Origin of the sequence: Paenibacillus sp. 2TAF8, assembly GCF_052114825.1 — a bacterium.
Taxonomy (GTDB): domain Bacteria; phylum Bacillota; class Bacilli; order Paenibacillales; family Paenibacillaceae; genus Paenibacillus.
Genome location: NZ_JBFRFN010000004.1, coordinates 195,817 through 217,931, shown reverse-complemented (window position 1 = coordinate 217,931; position 22,115 = coordinate 195,817). Strand labels below are relative to the sequence as shown.

General features: G+C 43.7%; 19 protein-coding genes. 12 read left to right on the top strand and 7 right to left on the bottom strand.

Going from position 1 to position 22,115, the window contains the following annotated elements:
* Nucleotides 1-22: 22 nt before the first annotated feature.
* Together AB4Z30_RS08255 and AB4Z30_RS08250 are read right to left on the bottom strand one after the other, a co-directional pair.
* Complete coding sequence (locus tag AB4Z30_RS08255; protein WP_441925127.1) at nucleotides 23-1,363, bottom strand: glycoside hydrolase family 30 protein; 1,341 nt, start codon at nucleotides 1,361-1,363, stop codon at nucleotides 23-25.
* A gap of 421 nt (nucleotides 1,364-1,784) precedes the next feature.
* Complete coding sequence (locus AB4Z30_RS08250; protein ID WP_441925125.1) at nucleotides 1,785-3,314, bottom strand: leucine-rich repeat domain-containing protein; 1,530 nt, start codon at nucleotides 3,312-3,314, stop codon at nucleotides 1,785-1,787.
* A 258-nt stretch (nucleotides 3,315-3,572) separates the two neighbouring features.
* Here AB4Z30_RS08250 and AB4Z30_RS08245 point away from each other — a divergent pair, with 258 nt between their 5' ends.
* From AB4Z30_RS08245 to AB4Z30_RS08215, 7 genes are all read left to right on the top strand, one after another.
* The gene (locus tag AB4Z30_RS08245) at nucleotides 3,573-4,463 is read left to right on the top strand and encodes a diacylglycerol/lipid kinase family protein (RefSeq protein WP_441925123.1); all 891 of its coding nucleotides are present in this window, start codon (nucleotides 3,573-3,575) and stop codon (nucleotides 4,461-4,463) included.
* A gap of 200 nt (nucleotides 4,464-4,663) precedes the next feature.
* Nucleotides 4,664-5,581, top strand: a complete 918-nt coding sequence (locus tag AB4Z30_RS08240; protein ID WP_441925121.1) for an aldo/keto reductase — start codon at nucleotides 4,664-4,666, stop codon at nucleotides 5,579-5,581.
* Between the two features lie 293 nt (nucleotides 5,582-5,874).
* A complete protein-coding gene (locus AB4Z30_RS08235) occupies nucleotides 5,875-7,257 on the top strand; it encodes a helix-turn-helix domain-containing protein (protein WP_441925119.1) in 1,383 nt (460 codons plus the stop codon).
* Between the two features lie 228 nt (nucleotides 7,258-7,485).
* Nucleotides 7,486-7,656, top strand: coding sequence for an aspartyl-phosphate phosphatase Spo0E family protein (locus AB4Z30_RS08230; RefSeq protein ID WP_441925117.1), 171 nt, complete (start codon nucleotides 7,486-7,488; stop codon nucleotides 7,654-7,656).
* Between the two features lie 101 nt (nucleotides 7,657-7,757).
* Entirely contained in the window at nucleotides 7,758-8,138 is a 381-nt protein-coding gene (locus tag AB4Z30_RS08225; RefSeq protein WP_441925370.1) for a GntR family transcriptional regulator, read from the top strand.
* On the top strand, nucleotides 8,135-9,016 hold the full coding sequence (locus AB4Z30_RS08220; RefSeq protein WP_441925115.1) for an ATP-binding cassette domain-containing protein: 882 nt from the start codon (nucleotides 8,135-8,137) through the stop codon (nucleotides 9,014-9,016). Before AB4Z30_RS08225 ends, AB4Z30_RS08220 begins: the two co-directional genes overlap by 4 nt.
* Complete coding sequence (locus AB4Z30_RS08215; protein ID WP_441925113.1) at nucleotides 9,013-9,711, top strand: hypothetical protein; 699 nt, start codon at nucleotides 9,013-9,015, stop codon at nucleotides 9,709-9,711. The genes AB4Z30_RS08220 and AB4Z30_RS08215 overlap by 4 nt, the downstream gene beginning before the upstream one ends.
* Before the next feature lie 156 nt (nucleotides 9,712-9,867).
* Here AB4Z30_RS08215 and AB4Z30_RS08210 read toward each other — a convergent pair whose 3' ends face one another.
* The 3 genes from AB4Z30_RS08210 to AB4Z30_RS08200 form a co-directional block, all read right to left on the bottom strand.
* The gene (locus AB4Z30_RS08210; RefSeq protein WP_441925111.1) at nucleotides 9,868-10,383 is read right to left on the bottom strand and encodes a hypothetical protein; all 516 of its coding nucleotides are present in this window, start codon (nucleotides 10,381-10,383) and stop codon (nucleotides 9,868-9,870) included.
* A 114-nt stretch (nucleotides 10,384-10,497) separates the two neighbouring features.
* Nucleotides 10,498-11,283 (bottom strand): isocitrate lyase/PEP mutase family protein, encoded by a 786-nt coding sequence (locus AB4Z30_RS08205; protein WP_441925109.1) that lies wholly within the window; start codon nucleotides 11,281-11,283, stop codon nucleotides 10,498-10,500.
* A 44-nt stretch (nucleotides 11,284-11,327) separates the two neighbouring features.
* A complete protein-coding gene (locus tag AB4Z30_RS08200) occupies nucleotides 11,328-12,380 on the bottom strand; it encodes a bifunctional transcriptional activator/DNA repair enzyme AdaA (RefSeq protein WP_441925107.1) in 1,053 nt (350 codons plus the stop codon).
* 314 nt (nucleotides 12,381-12,694) lie between these two features.
* On the opposite strand from AB4Z30_RS08200, the gene AB4Z30_RS08195 reads away from it, so the two are divergent.
* Entirely contained in the window at nucleotides 12,695-13,081 is a 387-nt protein-coding gene (locus tag AB4Z30_RS08195; RefSeq protein WP_441925105.1) for a LysM peptidoglycan-binding domain-containing protein, read from the top strand.
* Between the two features lie 209 nt (nucleotides 13,082-13,290).
* On the top strand, nucleotides 13,291-13,866 hold the full coding sequence (locus AB4Z30_RS08190; RefSeq protein WP_441925103.1) for a hypothetical protein: 576 nt from the start codon (nucleotides 13,291-13,293) through the stop codon (nucleotides 13,864-13,866).
* Nucleotides 13,867-14,016: 150 nt separating this feature from the next.
* Here the strand turns inward: AB4Z30_RS08190 and AB4Z30_RS08185 are convergent, their stop codons facing one another.
* Nucleotides 14,017-14,934 (bottom strand): phosphatidate cytidylyltransferase, encoded by a 918-nt coding sequence (locus AB4Z30_RS08185; protein WP_441925101.1) that lies wholly within the window; start codon nucleotides 14,932-14,934, stop codon nucleotides 14,017-14,019.
* A 98-nt stretch (nucleotides 14,935-15,032) separates the two neighbouring features.
* Here AB4Z30_RS08185 and AB4Z30_RS08180 point away from each other — a divergent pair, with 98 nt between their 5' ends.
* Entirely contained in the window at nucleotides 15,033-15,590 is a 558-nt protein-coding gene (locus tag AB4Z30_RS08180; protein ID WP_441925099.1) for a hypothetical protein, read from the top strand.
* Nucleotides 15,591-16,166: 576 nt separating this feature from the next.
* The gene (locus tag AB4Z30_RS08175; protein WP_441925097.1) at nucleotides 16,167-19,544 is read left to right on the top strand and encodes an S-layer homology domain-containing protein; all 3,378 of its coding nucleotides are present in this window, start codon (nucleotides 16,167-16,169) and stop codon (nucleotides 19,542-19,544) included.
* 265 nt (nucleotides 19,545-19,809) lie between these two features.
* Here the strand turns inward: AB4Z30_RS08175 and AB4Z30_RS08170 are convergent, their stop codons facing one another.
* The gene (locus AB4Z30_RS08170; RefSeq protein ID WP_441925095.1) at nucleotides 19,810-20,088 is read right to left on the bottom strand and encodes a hypothetical protein; all 279 of its coding nucleotides are present in this window, start codon (nucleotides 20,086-20,088) and stop codon (nucleotides 19,810-19,812) included.
* 1,245 nt (nucleotides 20,089-21,333) lie between these two features.
* Here AB4Z30_RS08170 and AB4Z30_RS08165 point away from each other — a divergent pair.
* The gene (locus AB4Z30_RS08165) at nucleotides 21,334-21,888 is read left to right on the top strand and encodes a stalk domain-containing protein (protein WP_441925093.1); all 555 of its coding nucleotides are present in this window, start codon (nucleotides 21,334-21,336) and stop codon (nucleotides 21,886-21,888) included.
* The last annotated feature ends 227 nt before the right edge of the window (nucleotides 21,889-22,115 follow it).

Here is a 22,115-nt window from a genome sequence, read left to right as displayed (position 1 = left end):
TCTTGCCATTCTACATGGTGTGTTAATTCGCTGTAATTACCATACTATTGAATGAATCGGCTGCAAGCTGAACATGAATGGTCTGTCCTTCGCCCAACATCAGGTGCAGATCACGGCGATCCGGGAAAGGATTGTTAACTACGATGACGAGACTGTTATCCGGGTTGCGGAAGGCAACGGCTTTGCCGCTCCATGCGCCGGAGAGACCCAGCCGGCGAGCGCCGTTAACGACATGGTGCGCAAAATGCTTCATCACATAATACTCCGGATTACGAGTAACATCCTTGGTTGCGGGATCAACTGTAATCATTGAGTTCTGTTCCCAGCCCCAGGTACTGCGTCCTCTAGGCTCCAGCACCATATTCCAATAGATATAGGCGTTGACGCCGTTACTGAAATAATGCTGATAGAGGTTATATACGTGCTTGGCATAATTCCACGAGTTGTTACCATCTCCACATTCATTCTCGGTTTGCATGTAACGGAGCTCTGGGTAACTCGCTACGGTACGTTGTATGGCGTGTTTGCCTGCCCATTGATATCCGACCCCTTTGATATAGGAGTAAGCTTTGGGATCACTGAGCACCAGCCCGGCATATTCATCAAATCCGGTTGTTTTCTTTTTCATCAGTTCTTCCCACGGATCAGGCGCATTAATGGTTCCAAGCCAGATTTCCGTATCCAGACCATGCTTCTCAAAAGCAGGCCCCAGGTAATCCGCGATAAATTCACGCAGTTGCTCGCCTGTCCACATACAGGACGGGAACTTCTGGTCCGCAATCACTTCATTCTGCACATGCACCTGATGAATTGTAATGCCAGCTTCACGATAGGCTTCAACAAACTTCACAAAATACAGAGCGTAGGCTTCGAGAATTTCCTTTTCCCAGCGCAGTGTGCCGTAGTTGTAGGCTTTGGGAAATTTCATCCAGGTTGGTGGACTCCATGGGGATGCGAATAACTGCAAATCCGGGTTATAACTCAAAGCTTCCTTGATATAAGGGATGAGATATTTGAAATCTCGTTCGATGGAAAAATGGTCCATGGCCAGATCGTCGTCTACTTCGTTGTGGCTGTACCACTGCTCTGCATAATCACTCGCGCCAATCGGCAGACGACAGATTGTAAACCGATGCTCCCCTTCCGGATGGAACAGGGAGTGCATGACTTCGTGCCGTTGCTCGTCACTTAAATGAGCCAGAGCCAGATAGCCCAGCTCGTTGAAGCATCCACCGAATCCTTCAACAAGCTGATGCTGTTCACCGGTTAATTTTAAGTTAGCGCTTTCATTAGTGACTGAAAAAGATAACTCGTTCCACGGTTCTGTAGGTGTAGTGGAATATCCGTTAAACGTAAATGTCATATGATGATCCTCCTCGTAAGCTGGTGAGTAAGCCTCTTGATTACGTTCAGTATACCAACTTTACCTGCAAAAGAAGATGTGCTAAACCGTGTAATATTTACCCTAATCCAAGGTGGGAGCTTAACAAAGCACGTATGGAACGGGGAAGAAAGGGTCAATCCACACATAGCAAACATGGTTAGCTGAAATAATGATTAAATGACTAGTGTCGTGGCACCATATACCCTAATCCTGACGAATTAAAAAATAGAAAATCCCCGCTTGAAATTTATGCGGGGATGTAGTCACGCTATTTATAATGAATGAAATTTTCTAACTACACGATATGGATGGGGTATAGACTGATCCTGTTTACCGATTTTGTTGACGTTTGTACATCTGTCTGAGTGAGCTGTACTCACGGTTACGGCGTTGTTCATCATTAAGACCGGGGCGTGCCCTCCTCAGGCTCAGGCTGCGGTTTATTTTCAAAGATCAGAATCGTTTTACTATTGGCCATATACCCAACAGTAGTATGAAGCTGCTCTGAAATAAATCGAACCGGAACATAAGCATTACCATCCTTCATCAACAGAGGAGCATCATTCATGATGGGTTCATCATTGATTGCTACCTGTTTATTGCCCACGCTCCAGCGAATCGTTTGATCCTCCTGTGTAATCACAGCTTCACGCGTACCGCTGTTCCAATTCACACGAGCATTTAACTGTTCAGATACAAAGCGCAGAGGCACATATGTCCGGCCTTGATGGATAAAAGGGGCCGCATCCAGTATGTAAGCACGGTCGCCAACGTATGCCGTAGTAGAGCCTTCAATCAGGCGTTGGAAACGCCCCTGTGGCGTGCGTTTCTGCTCTCTGACATTCATCTGGTTGAGCAGATGCATCGTATGACTGCCGTTGGTCACATCCAGATAATTGTTCTGTACAGTCAGTCCAGCGGCCTCTGTCTCTGTCAGCGCATTCTGTGCGCTTGAGGACATAGAGGAGGAAGCGGAGATATGATCTACACTCGGAAGCCCCGAATTGTTAGGTGTTAGAGATAATTCAGAGATCGGTGCCAGATCCCATATCCGGTTGCCCGATAGCTTTAATGTGTTCAGTTTGGTTAGCTTGCGCAGAGGCTCCAGATCGTAGATCTGATTCGAATCCGCATTTAACTCGGTTAAGTTTGTTAATACCGCAATGTCGCTCAGTTGTTGAATTTGATTACTCGAGATATCCAGTGATCGAAGTTGTGTCATGTGGCTCAGAGGTGTAATGCTGGATATATAATTGCCTGCTACATTTAGCTCTCGCAGTGTATTCGGCAGATCAGAGAGTGCATCAAGTGCCGAAATATGATTATTAGCGACATTTAACTGTGTTAGCCCTGTCTGTTCTGCAAGTGGGGTGAGATCTGTAATGTAATTGTTTGAGATTTCAAGCCATTTCAGCGAACGCAGTTCGGATAGAGCGTCCAGACTTGAGATCTGATTGCCGCTGGCATGCAGTGTATGTAATCTGGGGAATTCCCGCACAACGTCAATGGAGGTTATTGAATTGTTGCTGATATATAGTCGTCCCAGTTGCTGTAATGCAGCAAGAGGCTGAATGGATGTAATGTAATTGTTACGTACGTCAATTTCGCGAAGCTCAGTCAGGTGTTCCAGCGGTGTGAGATCCGTAACTTCGTTGCCATATAGACGCAAGTGTGTCAGATTCACGGCATGCTCCAGCCCGGACAGGTTCTGAATACCGGCATTACTCAGATCCACCACACGAAGCTGCTTCAAATCTGTGGACGTCAGGGATTCACCTACAGGAATATTCAAAATCAGCTTAAGTCCGTCTTCCAGTGCAGGATCTTTGATGAGGGGATTTTCCGTCTCAGAGGCAGTATAGGCCATTGCTTGCCCCGCAGTACCTATACTTAGAATACATATCAACAATAACAGTGTGATTCTCTTCATTACATGCCTTCCCTCCAAATCATAACGTCTCTAGTTATTAACCCATCTTGGGGAAATAGGAACAGTGATTTTGTAACGTGTATCTATCTATACTTTTATTCTATATGATACGGGCTATGCCCTGCACTTCTTTGGCATAACTTTGTCCAAATTAAAGATATTTACATCGCGTTAGACATATTTGCATCGGGCTGTATTCAACTCCTTTATGAAAAGGGTAAAGATGTACAGATGCCATATGTGGAGAGGGAGATATTGATGAAGAAAGCGATGATCATTAGCAACCCGTCGTCAGGCAAGGAAAAAGCGGAGCAGTACGTGTCCCAGGTTCAGGCTATTCTGGAAGCCAAGCAGTACGCCGTGGTCGTTAACGAAACGGCCGGGGAGGGGGATGCTGCTCATTACGGTCTGAATGCCTGCAAGGACGGGTGTGATCTGGTGATCTCCATCGGGGGAGACGGTACATTACATGAAACCATCAACGGTATGCTGGATCAGGAGCATCGTCCTCTTCTCGGGATTGTTCCACTCGGAACGGTGAATGATTTTGCGCGGGCATTACATATCTCTCTTGACCCGGATGAAGCAATCGAGCAACTTCGGTCGGAACAGACCCGGTTGGTAGATCTCGGCATGGTGAATGGGCGGCTTTTTGCCAATGTGGTGGCTGCCGGATCGCTGGCGGAGGCACTGTTCTCTGTTTCGGCAGAGGAAAAATCAAAGCTGGGCTCGTTTGCTTATTTGAAGGAAGGATTGAAGGATTTGGTGAACACACCAGCGAACGCTCTGAAGATCGAATATGACGGGCAGTTCTGGGAGGGAGAGTCCCCACTCTTTCTGGCAGCGCTCACCAACTCGGTCGGAGGGTTCGAGAAGCTGTCACCGGATGCAGAGGTCGATGATGGATTGATCCATTGCTTTGTGATCCGGAACATCGGTGTGTTCAACAGCCTGACGCTAGGTACTTCGTTGTTCTTCGGCAATCTGAAGGAGCATAAAGATGTGGACTATTTTACAGCCAAAGAGGTGCATGTTCACTCAGACGAAAACATTCGTACAAATGTCGATGGAGAGGAAGGTCCTGCTTTACCGATTGATATTCGGGTTCTGTCTGGCTATATGCAGGTCATCGTACCAGAAAAAAGTTAATGAAATCCGCCCATGGCCGGGCAGTCTTGTTCAAATCAAATCATTTCTCCATATAAATGTGGGGAAAGTCTATTGAAACCGATTGCAGATATGTGTCACAATCATAGACGGAAGACAGGCATGGACATATATAGATATGACGTATATGTACCAGTGTCTCATGAAACACACTATTTTATTGAATATGGAGGGGAAACATCTTGAGAACCATGAAACTGGGCAGCAGTGCACTCGATGTGCCTGTAGTTGCTGTAGGTTGTATGCGAATCAATTCATTGGACAGTAAGGACGCGGAGCATTTTGTACGTTCTGCCATGGAAATAGGAGCGAATTTCTTCGATCACGCCGATATTTACGGTACAGGAACATGTGAGGAGATTTTTGCCGATGCTGTGCAGATGAATCCCCAAGTTCGTGAAAATTTGATTCTTCAATCCAAATGCGGCATTCGCAAAGGTATGTTTGATTTCTCCAAAGAGCATATCCTCAATTCGGTAGATGGTATTCTGCAACGCCTGAGAACTGAATATTTGGACGTGCTGCTTTTGCACCGCCCGGATGCACTTGTTGAGCCGGAGGAAGTGGCTGAAGCATTCGATCACTTGGAGCGTGAAGGGAAGGTTCGCCACTTTGGGGTATCGAACCAGAATCCGAATCAGATTGCTTTGCTCAAAAAATACGTCAAACAGCCGCTGGTAGCCAACCAGCTTCAGATGAGCATTACCAATACCACCATGATCGACAGCGGCATCAACGTCAATATGGAGAATGATGCTGCGGTAAACAGAGATGGCGGCATTCTGGATTACTGCCGTCTGCATGACATCACCATTCAGCCGTGGTCTCCATTCCAATACGGATTCTTCGAGGGTGTCTTCCTGGGTAATGAGAAATTCCCGGAGTTGAACGCCAAGATCGATGAGATTGCTGCGAAGTATGGCGTAAGCAATACAACGATTGCGATTGCGTGGCTGCTTCGTCACCCTGCACAGATGCAACCTGTGACCGGTACGATGAATATTGAACGTCTGCAAGATTGTGTGAAAGCAAGCGAAGTTCACCTTACTCGTCCAGAATGGTATGAAATTTACCGCGCTGCAGGTAATGTGCTGCCTTAAGTCAGGCACTTTGAGTACGAATGACATGGAGTATACTGCAAATGTACACTGATCAACGGTAGATCAACACGAGCCCGCCCGGCTCGTGTTTTTTTATATACTGGGGCTTGGAAGAACAGACCATTTCGATATAAAATATAGATACATACTTTACCGTTTAAAAGGGTTAAAATGTAATTAATACAAATTAGTTGAAATTATTTTATTGAAAAGCACGTACATATTACATATAATTACTTTTGCATACCAACAATCTCGTTTTTGGCGTTTTTATTTTGGAGGGTGGTGTTCCCTTGGAGCCGACAACCACGATACGCGATCATTTAGAACGTTATCTGAAGCGTGAACAGATGTCGATTAGTCTTTTTTCAGAGTTGTCCGGAATTAATTCTGGCACACTCAGCAACATTTTGAATAAAAATCGGCCGATCTCCATGCAGCAACTGGACCGTATTACGGCGGCAATGAAGCTTGCGGCAGGCCATTTCTATGAGTTGTATATTGATGAGTGCTTTGTGCACGCTACCCCGGATTGGCGGAGATTAGGGCCTTTTCTTCATCGATGTGCTGAACTGGATAAGCTGGACTGTATCGAAGAGGTCGTTCGTCTAATGATGGATAACTTGTCGTATATCCCGTTGTTATTTGATGTGGCGGAGGAATTCTACCACGCTGGTAAATGGAAGCCGGCAACTCTCCTATATGAAACGATCGCTGAAAGCGAGAAGATGCAGCATTCGGAGCGGCTTGCACTCTGTCAGTACCGGTTATTCAAGCTGGGGCTGACGAATGACCAGCAGAGGAATGTCATTATTGCAGCTCAATTTGAATATTATGTGGATCGGTTGGATGAACGCTATCAACTGGATGCACTGAATGAACTGATCAATGCATTTGCCTCACTTCACAGATGGAGTAAGGTACAGGAGTTATCCGAGAAACTGCGAGTGAAGGCTACCATTCACTATGAATTGAATGGAAGAAGGAAAGCAGAGGAAACAAAACGGCCTATCATTTTTTATATCATGTATGCGTATTTGGCAGCGGGAAGTGCTTACTTCCATTTAGACAACTATGAAATAGCTCTTAAATATGTCGCGTTATATTCTGATTCCTCTTGGGTGAACAACCCCGATCATGAAGAAATGGTTGTTATTCAACAATTTCAGGAATGGGCTGAAGGGAATCGTTATATATATCAATTAATGGCCGGACAGTTTGAAATCCTTCCTCAGTATCTGGCCTACATTTCAACGAAAGAGAACGAGATATTTCCTGCTTTATGCGACATTGTTTCTGCCGCGAATCGATACGATATGGATATCGATGACGTGTTAGAGCAGTACGCACCGCACTTTACTTATCAGGAGCAAAAGAACCGAATTGGGAAGGTTAGCAAGCAGGTTACAGATGATCGTTACGTCCGTCTGTTGGCTGGGTTGGGCAAGTATTGTCTTAAGAGGGATAGGTTTGCACAAGGTTTAAATTTTATTCTGGATAGCTTAAGATTTGCTATTGAAATTTGTGATGGACGAGGTATGCTTAGAAGTGTCGGACTGTTTGAGCAGTACAGGGATTATGCGTCCGATACAGCTATACAGCAATACAAAATCTTGATTGGTGAGGTGCAGAAAATCAATGAAGAAAAAGCTGGCTTTGCTGATAGTTACTTGTAGTGTCGTGGTGAGCATTTTGCCGACCGTTGCTGGGTCTTCCCCAGTCAAGGAAGATACTACTCCTCCAATCTACCGAACGAATGATCACGGTTTAGGGACATAAGCCTGAGCCACAGAACGCTTCTGATTTAGTTCAGAGGCGTTCTTTTTTGTGAGCACATCTGTCATATCTTCATTCAACTATCGATTGGCATAATGCGCTAAAATATGACAAAAGGAGGGGGGACTATGGATCATATGGAATTAAAATCACAGATCGAAGACGCGAGGCAACAGCTGCATCAGATACACTTGCAATACGGCAGTCTGCTTCATCCTGAAGTGATCAGACAATCCGTAGTACTTGATGCCCTCCTAAACCAATATAACCGAATCCGTGTGGAGAAACTGTTGAATTAACCATGGCCTATTTACAAAGAGGATTTTGTATACTATAGTTAGTTACATGAGTAACTAACCGACTAAGTTGGATTATTATTATGTATGAAAGTTGGAAACAGATGAAATCGACTTTGGATGAATCTCAGCCTATTTTTCATCAGATCGCTATGATGATCATGGATGATATTGTAGAAGGCAGATTAAGGGTGGAGGAGCAGGTTCCTTCAACGAATGAATTGTCCCGCTTCTACAATATTAATCCGGCTACGGCAAGAAAGGGGCTGCAGGAGCTAGTAGACAAAGGCATTATATACAAGCAGCGAGGTGTGGGTATGTTTGTTGCCAAGGGAGCGAGGGAAGCTTTGCTTGTTGAACGGAAAGAGCATTTTTACGAAGAATATATCAAGCCTTTACTTGAAGAAGCCAGGCGTATTCGTATGGATGAGGACATGATTATTGATCTGATTCGAGGCAAGAAGGATAAGGAGAGTGAAGTATGATCCAGATGGAGCAGGTATGTTACAGCTATCAGAAGAATAGACCCCCTATACTGAACAACGTCACCTTACATGAGAGTGAGCCTGTGATTGGGGCGATCTGGGGAAGGAACGGTGCTGGCAAAACTACGCTAATGAGCCTGCTTGCTGGGCACAACCGCCCGGACAGTGGAACGATTCAGATTATGGGCCAGAACCCTTATAATAATCTGTCAGCTCAAGGGCATTTATGTTATATCCAGGAGAATCATCCGCTCGGTAAAAACTGGACGATGGATGATCTGGTCAAGATTGGCTCGCATTTTCATTCCCGCTGGAATCAGCGGCTTGGCACACGGCTTATCGATGTGTTTGAACTACCGGCTAAACAGAAGATTAGTAAATTTTCAAAGGGCATGAAGACAGCCGCTCAAATTATTCTGGGTCTGTGCAGTAATGCAAGTGTAACGATTATGGATGAGCCTACCAACGGGTTGGATGCCGAGAAACGGAAACTGTTCTATGAGGCATTGTTGGAAACGTATGAAGATAACCCTCGCCTGATTCTCATCTCGACGCACCATATTGAAGAGGTACAGCCTCTGTGTGAAACGCTGATTGTCGTCCATCAAGGAAATGTGTTATACCATCATTCTATGGAGGAGATACGCGAACGCGGGATTCTGCTAACAGGGTTAATTCGAGATGTGGAAGCGGCGTCTCAAGGTTCCACGATTATCGATTCTGCCCGTATGGGCACAACCGGAAAAGTGATGATTGATGACGTGTATTCCAAGGGATGGATCGCCAGGGCCGAGCAACATGGGCTGTCCATTGAAAAGGCAGCACTCCAGGATTATCTGGTGAATGTAACCCGCAAGCAGGAGGAGGTGAGAGCATGAATGCAGTAAAAGGAACCAATCGACTGATTTTGGACGATATGCGTTTATATCTAATCATCTTTACTTCCATTGCTCTTGGACTGACAGCCATTTATATCGCTATAGGTTTTCTGTTTGACGTCAGTTATTCCTCGCAGTTATTCGGGCCGATGTATGGAGGGATTTGTACTTTTGCCATTGCAGGTCTGATCACGCTCTATCCGGTAGCTATTGGCATGGGCAGCACACGGATTCAATTCATGAAGTCATTCTATCTGATGGGAGCCTGCATGGTTGCTGGCACAATGGTCTTTCTGCATTTAATTTATTTGGTTGTGCATTTGCTGAATATAGGAGGAGGGCTACAGGTCACGTTATTCCAACCGGGTATGCTCTACTCTTCTGATTATCTTGTATTACCTTATCTGTGGATTGACTTGATGCTTGGATTTTTAGTACTCGGTCTTTCCGTTTTCCTGACCGTTTGCTGGATTCGACTGGGGATGCGCAACTTTCTGTTTGTGTTGTTTGGCTTGGGCTTGGTGATGTCGCTAGTGGTTGCATTTGGAGATATGAGACAATTCACGCTCTGGATTGCCTATCAAAATCGAATGCTCGTATTCACGGTGCTGGGTGTAATCGGTGGCGTGCTGCTTCTGTCGACCTATCCCATGATGAAGCATGCTCCGCTGGTACGCAAAGGCAGCAAAGACTAACTTTGATGAATTACAGAGTTTAAACCGTTAGGGGAACGAAAATGCGGACGTTCAGTAATTAATTACACCAGTAATCAGGCACGAGGGATAAAAAAACACGAGGACGTATGCTCGCCTCGTGTTTTCTTTATTTTCTCACATGGGTTGTACTTTAGTCTAAGCTTGAGGTTGTGGTTTGAAACCTTCCTCTTCAAGATACTCGCCAGCTTCACCGCGTGATTCAAAAGCCATCTCCAGCTCCTGACCAGCATATACACACCACATGTCATTGTCATATTTTAACGTAAGTGTGTGTCCCTCTTCATTGATCCAGATACCACCGCCTGATGACAAGATAACCGGGGCAGATTCTTTAGGGGATGGTACGTTCTCAGTCACTTCAACTGCGTCTGGATTATGAGACATCGCTTTGAGCGTTGCATCCAGCAATGTGCGTAGATCCGCTTCGGAGTAATCACGGACATTGACGAACCCTTTGGCATCCGTCTCGTAGTTCGGCAATAACCCTGCATAGATATAACCATTACCGTTCGGGTGAATATGGAGTGCTACAATCTTTTTTTCGTAGGCACTGTCCTCATAGTGGAAATTCACACGCCCCAGAGAAACATTTTTGCGCTGCAGCTGTGGGTACGACTCCAGAATTTCAAGCTTTTGTTCAACGTTAAGCATATGTGCCTCCTGTTACTGTTAGGTAGTGGGATTATACCACAGGTGAAGGCTGGAAACATCCTATCCTTTGTACAAGAGGGACTGTGGTATGAACACACCTCATCAGTATAATCCTTATACTCCTGTTAAAATACGTTCCCCAAGTGCTTTAAGGTTCTCCATGACCTGCAGATAAGGATAAGGCCCGTAGCTGATTCGTGCTACCCCTAGTGTTGCCAGTTGTCTGGGTGAAGGTTCGTTGGAGGTTACCATCACGTTGACCGGGATTGGCGAACGGTCACATAGTTCCTGAATCCATTGCTGATCCTGTAAACCTGGAACGAATAAACCGCTTGCCCCTGCTTCCGCATATGCCTCGGACCGTGCAATTGCTTCGTTAACTAACGTTTCATTATGTTTCTCAGGAACTTGTTGTAGAAATAAATCTGTGCGTGCATTGATAAAAAGGGGAATGCCTGCCTGCTCTGCGGCCTCGCGAGCCGCGGATAACCTTAAACATTGTTCTGTAACAGTGTATAATCCCTCACCTTGTGGAAGCTGATCTTCAATGTTAATGCCTACCGCTCCAATTTCGATAATTTGTGATACATTATGCTTCAATTCTGACACAGACCTGCCATACCCTCCCTCTATATCGATGGTTACAGGCAAATCTACGCTCTTTGTAATGCGAGCGAGATTCGCAAGCACCAATGGGAAGGGTAGAGCTTCTCCATCCTGCTCACCGTGGGCTGCTGCAACAGACCAGCTTCCGGTAGCAATGGCTGCTGCTCCTGTAAATTGAATGGTCCGGGCACTTCCAGCATCCCATACGTTCACCAGTATGAGTGGCTCCCCTTTTACGTGATATTGATGAAATTGCTCAGCTTTTTCTTTTATCGTGTGGTTATCGGCTTTCATCTCGAATCACTCCTTTATCAATGATATAAATGTGACGTTGATGCTCACTGTAATAACCCCTGTTTCTCATGATGGAGCAGCCAGCTTTTACGTGTCAGTCCTCCTCCATAACCGCCCAGTTCTCCGCTTGTATTAATGACACGATGGCATGGAATAACAATTGCTAGCTGATTAGCACCATTGGCCTGTGCTACTGCTCGACAAGCAGATGGTTTCCCAACGGCATTTGCGATCTCCTGATAGGATCTCGTTTCCCCGGCTGGGATAGCTAATAACACTTCCCAGACTTGTTTTTGAAATGGTGTTCCTAAACAGAACAACGCTGTGTCGAACGCTGTCCTTTTGCCGTCGAAATAATCATTTAATTCCCTTTCAATGGATTGGATAGGTGCTGTTGTGCCCGGCACTATCGCAGATTTAGTACGCTTGCGCAGACGTTCTACCTCGCGTTCCAGCCCTCGGCGATCAATGAATTCAAGCAAATATAAAGCCTGCTCATCCGCCACAGCCATCATAGGGCCGAGACGGGTATCGATCCAGGCTGCTTTCAATATCCGATCCTCATCTACATGTGTAGGTGCAGCTCCCATAATTCGCGAAAAGGCATCCCGAAACCCGCTGCTCGACTCATATCCAGTAGAGAGCTGGCTATCGATGACGGTACGTCCTGAGCGAATATGCTTCAGCGCCAGTCCCATACGTCGAGCCCGTGCATATTCGACAAAGGTCATCCCGAATCTTTTTTTGAACTGACGGCGGGCTGTAGATTCATCCATGGACAATGCTTTAAAATCCTGTCCCTTCCAGCGTTTCTCCGGCTCCTTCTCTACAGCTTCGATCAGCATGCGAACCACATCCGAAACATGATTGGGATGAGATAAAGGCTTACAACGCTGGCACGGACGGAATGACGCAAGCAGGGCTTGCTGGGCCGTTTCATAAAACTCGCAGTTCTCAAACTTCGGTTTCCGCGCAGGGCAGGTAGGGCGACAGAAAACACCCGTTGTTTTAACCCCGACATAAAATAAACCTTCATATTCGGAGTCTTTGGCAACCAGTGCCTGATAATACTTTTCCTTCAGATCGGCAGAGATCATTGAACCGCACTTCCTCACTTCACTAGAATCGTAATCTTTTCCTTAATTATAGGGCAGGATCACATCTCCCATCACCGAAAATCAGGCATCAATTCTGGATTAGAAATCGCTTGTTTATCTCAAACCACGAATTGTTCAGAATTTGTTTAGAATGAAGTGATAACATTGACCTATGTGTTTGGTTAAAAGGTAGTAATATGTACCTACTTCAAGTTTAGTGAGATAGGAAAAATTTGTTTTTAAATGAAAAGATATAGAGAAATCATGCGGAGATTGACGAAAAAGGGAAGATAAGAATCGGGGGTCAGATCAAGATGAGATATTCTACGTATAAAAGCATTCACAAACATGAACAGGTTCTGATGGCAAAGCCAGAGTTTACTTATGAAAAGCATAATTCTATGTTTTCCTTACGAGACCAGATAACACGCCGAGCAATGATTAAATTTCTCATTACCATCACTGTATTTATTGCTGGTTGCAGTGTAGTGTTCAAGGCTTCAGCTGGGGATCAGCCGGTACTGCTGAATCAGCAGATCGTTGTATCTTCAGGGGATACACTGTGGAGTATATCCCTTGCGAACAAACCAGAGCAGATGGATACTCGGATTTATGTCGAAGCGCTTAAAAATACAAACCAATTGACACACGGAACCATTCAAACGGGGCAAGTTCTGTATTTACCGCAATTTCGTCACTAAACATAAGAGATAGCATAATTCTGCTTCCCAACTTCTTGGCTAATAACTCATACGTTCATCACTACGAAAGAACAGTTGCAGTCTGAATTTTTAAATCATTTACATATTATGGAGCTTCATGAGGGACGATATGGTGTAGTGATGAATAAGGTTCACGTTCTAATCTGTGTGAGAAGGATGCAAGAAGAATGGAAGGGAGAAGATGAAGTATGAAACTGACGATTAAGAGATCTGCAATGTATACAGCGGTGTTATGTATGGTCATTGTCGTTAGCGCCTGTGGCGCGAAAAATAATAAAGAGTCTGTACAAGAGCACGCTTACCCGCAGTCCAAGCAACCGATCGAGGAGGCTGGACAAAGCTCTATACCTAATGCGGATGCCAAAAATAACAACGATCAGAATAAAGCAAAAGGCGAAGAGAGCAAGATGCAGACGCAATCTGACGCTGCGGCGACATCAGAGGAGATCGACATTGTCATTGATCAATCGGATAAACCGATGGAGGGCAACAGCTTTGATTTTGCGATCAAACAAGTGCCCAAAGGTTACAGTCTAACGGAAATGCGCTGGACATCCAACACGGTAACGATTGTGAATACGATGCAGGAAGCGATTGAGCATGGCGGGAACGGAGAGGACGGCTTTTATTTTAGCGGTAATGGACAGTTCTCAGGCTTCATCTATTCGGACGAGATGAAGGGTGAACGCGGAAAAGCCACATTTGTATTTACCAATGATGAGGGTAACATGCTGATGTCCGAGAAGGAGATTCAGTTGAAGTAAGCAAAGAAAGCCCAGGAGACGGAGAAACATAAATCATTGTACGGATAAAGATAAAAATAAAACGGGAAAAGCAGCCCTATGGCTGCTTTTTTTGATGTTCATCATCGTTTGCTTAGAAGTTGTATTTATACGATTAGTAACAGACCGTTTCTACATGAATTCAAAGAAATACCGAACGACGTGGAACATGACCGGCGAGGTGTAGGTGAGACTGTCGACCCGGCTGAGATAACTCTTTTTGAGCGCGTCGGACTTGTTGTCATCCCCGATCAGCAAATCACGCTTCAACACGGATACGGTGAGGCTGCCGAAGAATCCGGCGAGCCCGATCAGCGCCCCGATGAACAAGGAGAATTGCCAATCAAATGGTGTAAGATAGGGATGGATGAAATAGGAGGTTGCCGTCGTGACCAGGAATGCACACACAAACCCTTCCCAAGTGATAAAAGGATTCGCTGTAGGCACCACTTTTCGTTTGCCCAAATATAGAGATACGAGATAGTGCACCACATCATTAAGCTGTGTTAACACCACAAGGAAGAGGACCAGTTTTGATCCGTACTCGGGTGAGGCAAACGGGAAATAAGCCAGATGACTTAACCCAAATACCATCAGCATGAGTCCCCACTGAGTGGAACTGACACTGCGCAGGAACCCGATCGTTCCCTTGTTGATCAGACGTGGCATGGGCAAGACAAGAAATACATAGAGCGGAATAAAGATAATAAACATGCCATACCAGCCAATGTATATCCAGTAAAACTGCACCGGGATCGCGAGATATGCCCAAAGAAACAGACGGCGGTCGGCTTTGCGGGTGTTGCGAATCATGGAGAAGTATTCTTTGAGCGAGAAAAATGCAAGCACCATGAGCGAGATCAGCGAGACGATGGGATTAAACAGGGTGGCGAGGCAAAAGATGGCCAGCATGCCCCACCAGGTTTTGATTTTCGTTCCAATGCCCGAATAATCCTTGTCCAGCTGCAGTTTAGCAATTACTTTGTACACAATATGTATAACGAGTAAGGCTGCAAAAATCAGGGTTAATGTGAATAGAGAGCTGTTCATGTACGAAGATCACCTGCTTATTCAATATGAGATTCCATTATAGGGTACCTATGTTATTATGAAGGAATAGTGCCAACTTGATAAGGGGAAATATGAGGATGACCGATGAACGTTCGATTTATATTTTGCTGACGAATACAGGTACGTTGTTCACAAGAGTTATTCAGACTTACACCAAAGCACCGTACAACCATGCTTCCATCTCGTTTGACCGGGAATTAACGGAATTGTACAGCTTCGGCCGCAAACATCCGAGCAATCCGTTGAACGGTGGGTTTGTGAAGGAGGATATCCAGACAGGGACGTACAGTAAATATCCGAATACGACATGTGTCATCTACGAGCTTCAAGTATCGGAACGTGAAGTGGAAAAAATGAAGCGGGTGCTGCACATTTTCATACGCAGTCGCCAGAAATATATGTATAACCTGCTCGGCGTTCTTGGCATTACGCTCAAGGAACCGGTGGAGTTCAGCAATTCTTATTTTTGCTCACAGTTTGTAGCCGAGATATTGCAACGCTCAGGCATCAAGCTATGGAACAAACTGCCTGCACTTGTGACTCCGGATGATTTTCGCCAGTGTGAGCAGTTGAAGCTGGTTTATGAGGGAAGATTACGGGAGTATAAACCGGAGGTTCAGGACGGGGAAGATTAAACTTAATAAATGTTGGTCCGAAATTCTGTCCAACAGTAGGTCGAATGAATTTGTTTGATGGGGGACTAATGATGAATAAAGTGAAAATGTTTTATTCGAATTTAAGCGATTATGTTGGTAAGAATCCTTTTATAGGTCTTGTTCTTCTGATTTTTTTTGCTGCCAGTGGGGCTTTACTTATATATAACTTTGGCAAAGATGTCGGGGAATTCATCCAGTTGAGGCAGTCAAGTTAGGTAAAGGAAAAACAAAGTGTATTCATTAACAGCCTTGTTTCTGTCTGGAGATAAATAAAGAAGAAACCACCCGTGGGGGTGGTTTCTTTTGTTTGTCTTTTGAGATTGGACGGCTATAAGGTTATATAGGTCTTGAATAATGTTTTAAACAGTAGAAATGTTGAAATTTGGCGAAAAAGATGAAAAAATAGTTCGTTTTATCTGCTGAAAATGGTTTTATCACCTGATTTTTACCCTTTTGTTCAGAATCCGTTCAGAGTTGTGTACTACAATAGGCCTATCTATTTGACAGAAAGATAGAGCAAGTATTTTAGAATGAGAACATCTGAGGAGGATAAAAATGGGCAAGATCCGAAAATCATTTAGTTTATTCGTCGTTTCACTCATGCTGCTACAGGGGGCGCTAACTGGGGCTGGTCCTGCGGGGGCGACACCGGTTGACAGTAATTCAACCTCTACAACAAGCACGAATCCACCCGTCGATACGGAATCATCCGATCCATCGAGTAATACGTCGACAAGCACTAGCAACGAAGTATCAGATAATAACAGCAATACGGAACAAAACAGCAGCGGCGGTTCAAATACAGAGAGTACGAATAATAATGAGAACACGGGCAACACAAGCAACACAAGCAACACAAGCAACACAAGCAACACAAGCAACACAAATACGAACACTAACCCTGAGAATAACGAGGGTACTGGCAGTAACAATAACTCCAACTCGGAAAATAATAACTCGTCCAACGAGGAAGTAAATCCGCTCGATGCATTGAATTTAGCAAAAAGAAATCAAGAAGTCGCTGCGGTGCTCGTTGCACTTCAAGATCCAACATTGGGAATACAGCTTCCTGAAGACTTTAATCTTTGGACGAATGATGAAAAAGAATCTGTAGCTGAATTTGTTACTCTAATTAATGGTGCAAAGAATTACGTTAGTAAAGAACAAGTGCAGTATATAGTAGATATGGCTAATGAGCCGCGAAACCTCTTCGTTTCGAAAGATTTGACAGGTATCGAGGAAAAGATTACTGCTTATTTTGGAAAATTGACCAACTTACCTGTAGTATTTAGTGAGAACATGGATATGAGTATTCAAGATGTGTACAAGATAGGGAAAAAGTATGGCGATTTATCATCTATTGATAAAAAAATATACGCTTATCGTATAGCCTTTTATACAAAGAGAGATGGAATTGCTCCATCTGAATACAGTAATCAACTATCGGCTACACTGTCCACATACTATCCTATTAACAGTACAACTAATAAAACGAACATGTATAATGCATTGGTTCGTCTTCGTTTAATGCAGAAAGAGTCTACTGTATATAACAATGATCCTAATACAGTAGAAACAATGATGCCGTTTTCGCTTATTTTAGATAAGATTGATACACTTAATTACTCAGCTTATCGAGAACTCGCACAATGGATGATAGACAAGCGCCCAGCAGAGGGGTACGCAAATTACCAGGCGGTACAAAAAACGTWTGACCGTTTCTTTAATCCGTTGGATCCGCTCGAAGAGTTGAATGAGGCTCGTGTAAGCAAAAGCGAAGCAGAAATCCTTGCCATCATTAAAAGCCCAGATTGGTTGGAGCTTCCAGAAGGGTTTAAAAATCTCCATCCAGATGATCAGTTAACTGTTGCTCGTGCGGTGAAGAATTTTATACCTGGAAATAACAAATACATGTCAAATGGTGAAGTGCAATTTGCATTAAATGTGGGATATGAAAGCCTCTTGGTATTCCTGCAAACAGATCAAAAGTCGTTTGCCCAGCACTTGGATTCCTTTTATATTCTTCTGAGTAAGGTTTCATCGTACACATCTCTTCCTCAGTACCAATCAGTAGAGCAATTGGGCCAGAAATATATCTCTTTGTCCGATGTTGATAAACAATTATTGTTTAATATTGCTCAGCGCTTCACGAACGATAAGGATATTCTTACGAAGAACTCTTATAATTTTTTCATTATGCTGCTAATGCAATATTCACCCGTTAACAGTTCGGATGGCATTATTGGAATGGTAAAAGCATTGATGTTTGTTCACAATTTTCAGCAGTTGACAGAGGAAATGCACTCAACAAAGAATTTTCCTCTGGATTTCAGCAAGATGTCCAGTTTTGCAAATGATGAGATCAAAATGGGACAGCTCGCTCAATGGATGCTTGACAAGAAACCGGTTGAAGGATATCAGAGTTATGAACAAATTCAGAAGGCATTTAACAGTTACTTCGGTCCTGTAATCACTCCCACAGACCCTGACTCTTCAACAGGAGGTGGCAGTAATACTGGGGGTAACTCAAGCAGCGGTAGTGGTAACGGTGGCGGTGGATCAACTGCACCAGTAACCTCTACACCAGTAACGAATGCACCAACGACCAAGCAAGAGCAGATCGTGGTGGATGTGAATGGCGTTAACGGCACGAACCTGACCAAGACCCCAATCACACGTACAACTGAAACCAACGGTACGGTTAAAGATTTGGTGAAAATGACAGATGCGATTGCCAAGGAATCGGTTGAAAAAGCGAAACAATTGGGTAGCAATACGGCACGCATTGTGATTCCAGATACGAAAGATGCTGTGTCCGAGACACGGGTTGAAATTCCTAAAACAGCTGTAAAAGATTTGAGTGACGGTTCGATGAAACTGGAAATCTCGACAGAGAATGCAGTCATTTCGATTCCGACCCAATCTATCGCCGGATTCGATCAAGACTTGTATTTCCGCGTGGTTCCACTCAAAAAGGAATCTGAGCGCAAAGACTTGGAAGAGCGGGCGAAGAAAGAGCAAGTGATTCAGCAAGTTGCTCCGAATACCAATGTGCGTGTACTGGCTCGTCCAGTTGAGATCGAAACGAATATGCAGAGCCGTGAAGTGACACTGACTTTGCCGCTAGGTAACAGCCTGCCAACGGATACTGCAGCTCGTCAGCAGATTTTGGATAACCTGGCTGTGTACATTGAACACAGTGATGGCACGAAAGAACTGGTACAAGGCAAGCTCGTGAAACTGGCTAATAACAGCGAAGGCATTGAGTTTACGGTAACCAAGTTCAGTACGTTTACACTGGTTGTCGTGGATGGACTGAAAGCTACTCAAAAGACAAATCACCCGTACATCCAAGGTTTCGGTGCAGATTTCCGTCCAGATGCATTTGTTACACGTGCTCAGATGGCTGCAATGCTGGCTCGTAATCTGCCGGATGAAACAGCAACAGCTACGGTGGCAGGTACAACCTTTGCCGATGTAGCCGCAACACATTGGGCAACAAGTGAGATTCAACAAGCACAAGCCGCAGGTATTATGAATGGTCTGAGTGGCACAGCGTTTGCACCAGAAGGTTCGATTACGCGTGCACAGATGGCAACAATCGCGTACCGCTGGTTGCAGAAGCAACAAACGAACGCTGTAACAACAGCTGATACCACAGTAACAGCACCAGAAGTATCTTCCTTTACGGATGTGGCGGCTGATCTGTGGGCAGCCGATGCGATTGCCTATGTGCAATCCACAGGTTTGATGGCTGGATACAGCGATGGTACATTCAAACCGGATAACAAGCTGACTCGTGCGGAAGCGGTAAAAGTACTGAACGTTTTGTTCAAACGTACGCCGCTGACAGGAGTGGCAACACCATCCTTTAGCGACGTGCCTGCAACACACTGGGCCTATTCAGATATTGAAGCTGCAGCACAGAAGTAGTCTTTTTAACTAAAAAGATGGAAGCAGAAAACCACCCGAGGGGGTGGTTTTTTGTTTATCTATTGAGATTGAAGCAGTATAGGGATTATGTAAATTATGAATAATGTTTTCACAGTATACTATAACGTAAATGAGCTTGAGAGGTGAGAGGATGAAGTTCAATAAATCTGTTTCTATTATGGTGCTCATCGCGGTGTAGGTTTCAAAAGAGCTGCCCCCAAGCCATTTGTCGGCTGGGTACAGCTCTTTGTTGTATATGCTTATTTTATAGTGGATTGATCTCAATCTCATATCTGCTGCTGCTTGCTAAAAATGCTCTGCTAAGATCCGACATCTTTAAGTCTATGCTCAGCAGGGCTGACCTGACCTGCTGTTCCGGAATTTCAGCTTTTTGTTCATACAGCTTACCCTCTCGTAGCTGATCCACGAATCCTTGAAGCCAGACATAGTATTGCTCTGCATGCTGGAGCTTGTGCAAATCTCGCAATGCCTCTTCCCGTTCTTGTGCAGTTGTATGTTCGGATAGAACTGAAGACGAAACCATCTTCAATCCACTCCCCGGTAGTGGAGTCCCGATCCTTCAGAACTACTCGATCCTTTCTCTGTTTTTATTTTCTTTTGTCCCTAATAGCCATGTGTTGTACCTACTCTATGCTCACCATTTCCCCTTTATCCAATTTCTATATGTATAATATCCAACGGAGAGTACCACAATGTTTCCTCCTATGAATAGTGCAGCATTTATTATCGAATTACCTTGAGAGAGTCCTCCATCCAATGTAGCATCTACAATGCCAGACAATGAATAAACCAAGTAAACCAACATCATCGGAATGGTTAACTTTCGTTTAAGTTTGAAATAACTATATGAAAAAAGAATTGAGTAATAACTAATCCTGAGATTAGCAAAAAACTGGCTGGTTTCAAAAAGTATAGGCTAATTAAGAAGGAGAAATTCAAGGTGGTTAGCAACTTTACTAAGATCTGAGTCTTTTTATTTTCCATGATATATTTACTATTCCTCTCCATGTCAGATTGCTTAAGTCGTACTAGATTAGGCGAAACCTTAAAACTTTCAATCAAGCTAACTATGTAAAATTTTACGACTGCAATAATTTCCAATATTTGATATATGAATATAATATTAGATGTTGTACACTGTTCTCAATTCACCCATTTTTTGTGAAAGGATGTTCTCTCCTTGAGAAATATAAACTGGAATTGGTTTGGAAAATCGATGTTACCTGTAATTATACCTGTTCTAGGAGTTATTATTTTTAATACTTTTAATCTTCTCCTAAAAAGTACGGTTACTCTTGCTGAAAAATCTTACAGTCTAGGATACAAGATAGGTAGTTTAATCGATACATTTTTCTAGCATAAATTGTTAAATATATATCGGGAATGATGCGCTAACAATCTTCGTTTTCTCCCTCGTATTACTTAATCGCTTATTTCCTCATTTTTTGAATGATAAAGACCCTTTTGTTAACATTACTATGATTATTCTCAGTATTTCAGGTGTACTTTTTATGCTGGCTGCAGCTTTTGGTATCCGAATAAAGAAACAAAAGTAGAGGATAACAGGACTTACAAGACAATTTTCGTAAATATACATATTTAGGGTTATAGTCCGTTAGCGGAGAAACACAAAGTGTCACTAATAGTTATAGTGATTGATTGCATACATACTTACAATATTTATAGGGTTGTCTAATTCTAAAGTAACATTTTCTGAACATTTATCGTTTGGGTTATTGTAAATAATAATTTCCAAGGAGGAATCTGAATGAAGCGATTTTTGTTATTATTGTTGATGTTAACTTTAGTAGTTAGTGTAGCTTCCGTTGCATCTGCTAAGGACCTAACGTCTGTGGATCAAACTTTTAAGGAGCGTGCAGCGAACACTTACAATCCTTCGCTTAAAAAGGTAGAACTAAATATTACAAAAAACGATAAATTAACTACTACCATGTATAACTCGGTTTATATTCCGGTAAAGGATATTTTTAAAGCTTCCGGAGCAACGATTCAATGGGATAAAAAGAAGAAAATTACGACCATCAAAAACGAAGGTCATGAATTAATTCTCAATTTTTCTGGCAAACCAATCTCAACAGGCAAGAACCAAGTCGTTGTCCCAGAAGATTGGGTAAAACTAAACAAAGGAGTCTCATGCTTTGATGCATTTACTTTAGCATACATTTTCGAGGTAGCTGCTGATGACACTGATCAGGAAAGGTTAAGTTGGCAAGAACAACTTAGTTTCTTGAACATTAAAGAAACAACAGGTCTTCCAGGAATGGATAAGTATATGCATGTTTTTGTTGAGTATAGTAAATAAATATCTTCACAACTGAATTGGGAAATAGTTGAAGCTAAATCTTAGAGCGGGGCTACTTGCGAAAGCGGGTAGCCTTCTTTGTATCTTAACCTCAGAATAACCATGACTCTAATGGGGCCACTGTCTAACATTACACGGAAGTGTCAATCTGGGCAAAGTTGTAAATGGGTATGACAACGATTTATACTCAAATAGATACACATGGTTAGTCCTTATCAAGCTCTAAT

Coding starts and splice junctions, on each gene's coding strand:
- AB4Z30_RS08165 (WP_441925093.1), top strand. CDS start 21,334: ATGAAGCGATTTTTGTTATTATTGTTGATGTTAACTTTAGTAGTTAGT.
- AB4Z30_RS08230 (WP_441925117.1), top strand. CDS start 7,486: ATGGATCATATGGAATTAAAATCACAGATCGAAGACGCGAGGCAACAG.
- AB4Z30_RS08195 (WP_441925105.1), top strand. CDS start 12,695: ATGAGATATTCTACGTATAAAAGCATTCACAAACATGAACAGGTTCTG.
- AB4Z30_RS08205 (WP_441925109.1), bottom strand. CDS start 11,283: ATGAAAGCCGATAACCACACGATAAAAGAAAAAGCTGAGCAATTTCAT.
- AB4Z30_RS08185 (WP_441925101.1), bottom strand. CDS start 14,934: ATGAACAGCTCTCTATTCACATTAACCCTGATTTTTGCAGCCTTACTC.
- AB4Z30_RS08200 (WP_441925107.1), bottom strand. CDS start 12,380: ATGATCTCTGCCGATCTGAAGGAAAAGTATTATCAGGCACTGGTTGCC.
- AB4Z30_RS08180 (WP_441925099.1), top strand. CDS start 15,033: ATGACCGATGAACGTTCGATTTATATTTTGCTGACGAATACAGGTACG.
- AB4Z30_RS08245 (WP_441925123.1), top strand. CDS start 3,573: ATGAAGAAAGCGATGATCATTAGCAACCCGTCGTCAGGCAAGGAAAAA.
- AB4Z30_RS08170 (WP_441925095.1), bottom strand. CDS start 20,088: ATGGTTTCGTCTTCAGTTCTATCCGAACATACAACTGCACAAGAACGG.
- AB4Z30_RS08220 (WP_441925115.1), top strand. CDS start 8,135: ATGATCCAGATGGAGCAGGTATGTTACAGCTATCAGAAGAATAGACCC.
- AB4Z30_RS08210 (WP_441925111.1), bottom strand. CDS start 10,383: ATGCTTAACGTTGAACAAAAGCTTGAAATTCTGGAGTCGTACCCACAG.
- AB4Z30_RS08255 (WP_441925127.1), bottom strand. CDS start 1,363: ATGACATTTACGTTTAACGGATATTCCACTACACCTACAGAACCGTGG.
- AB4Z30_RS08190 (WP_441925103.1), top strand. CDS start 13,291: ATGAAACTGACGATTAAGAGATCTGCAATGTATACAGCGGTGTTATGT.
- AB4Z30_RS08215 (WP_441925113.1), top strand. CDS start 9,013: ATGAATGCAGTAAAAGGAACCAATCGACTGATTTTGGACGATATGCGT.
- AB4Z30_RS08225 (WP_441925370.1), top strand. CDS start 7,758: ATGAAATCGACTTTGGATGAATCTCAGCCTATTTTTCATCAGATCGCT.
- AB4Z30_RS08250 (WP_441925125.1), bottom strand. CDS start 3,314: ATGAAGAGAATCACACTGTTATTGTTGATATGTATTCTAAGTATAGGT.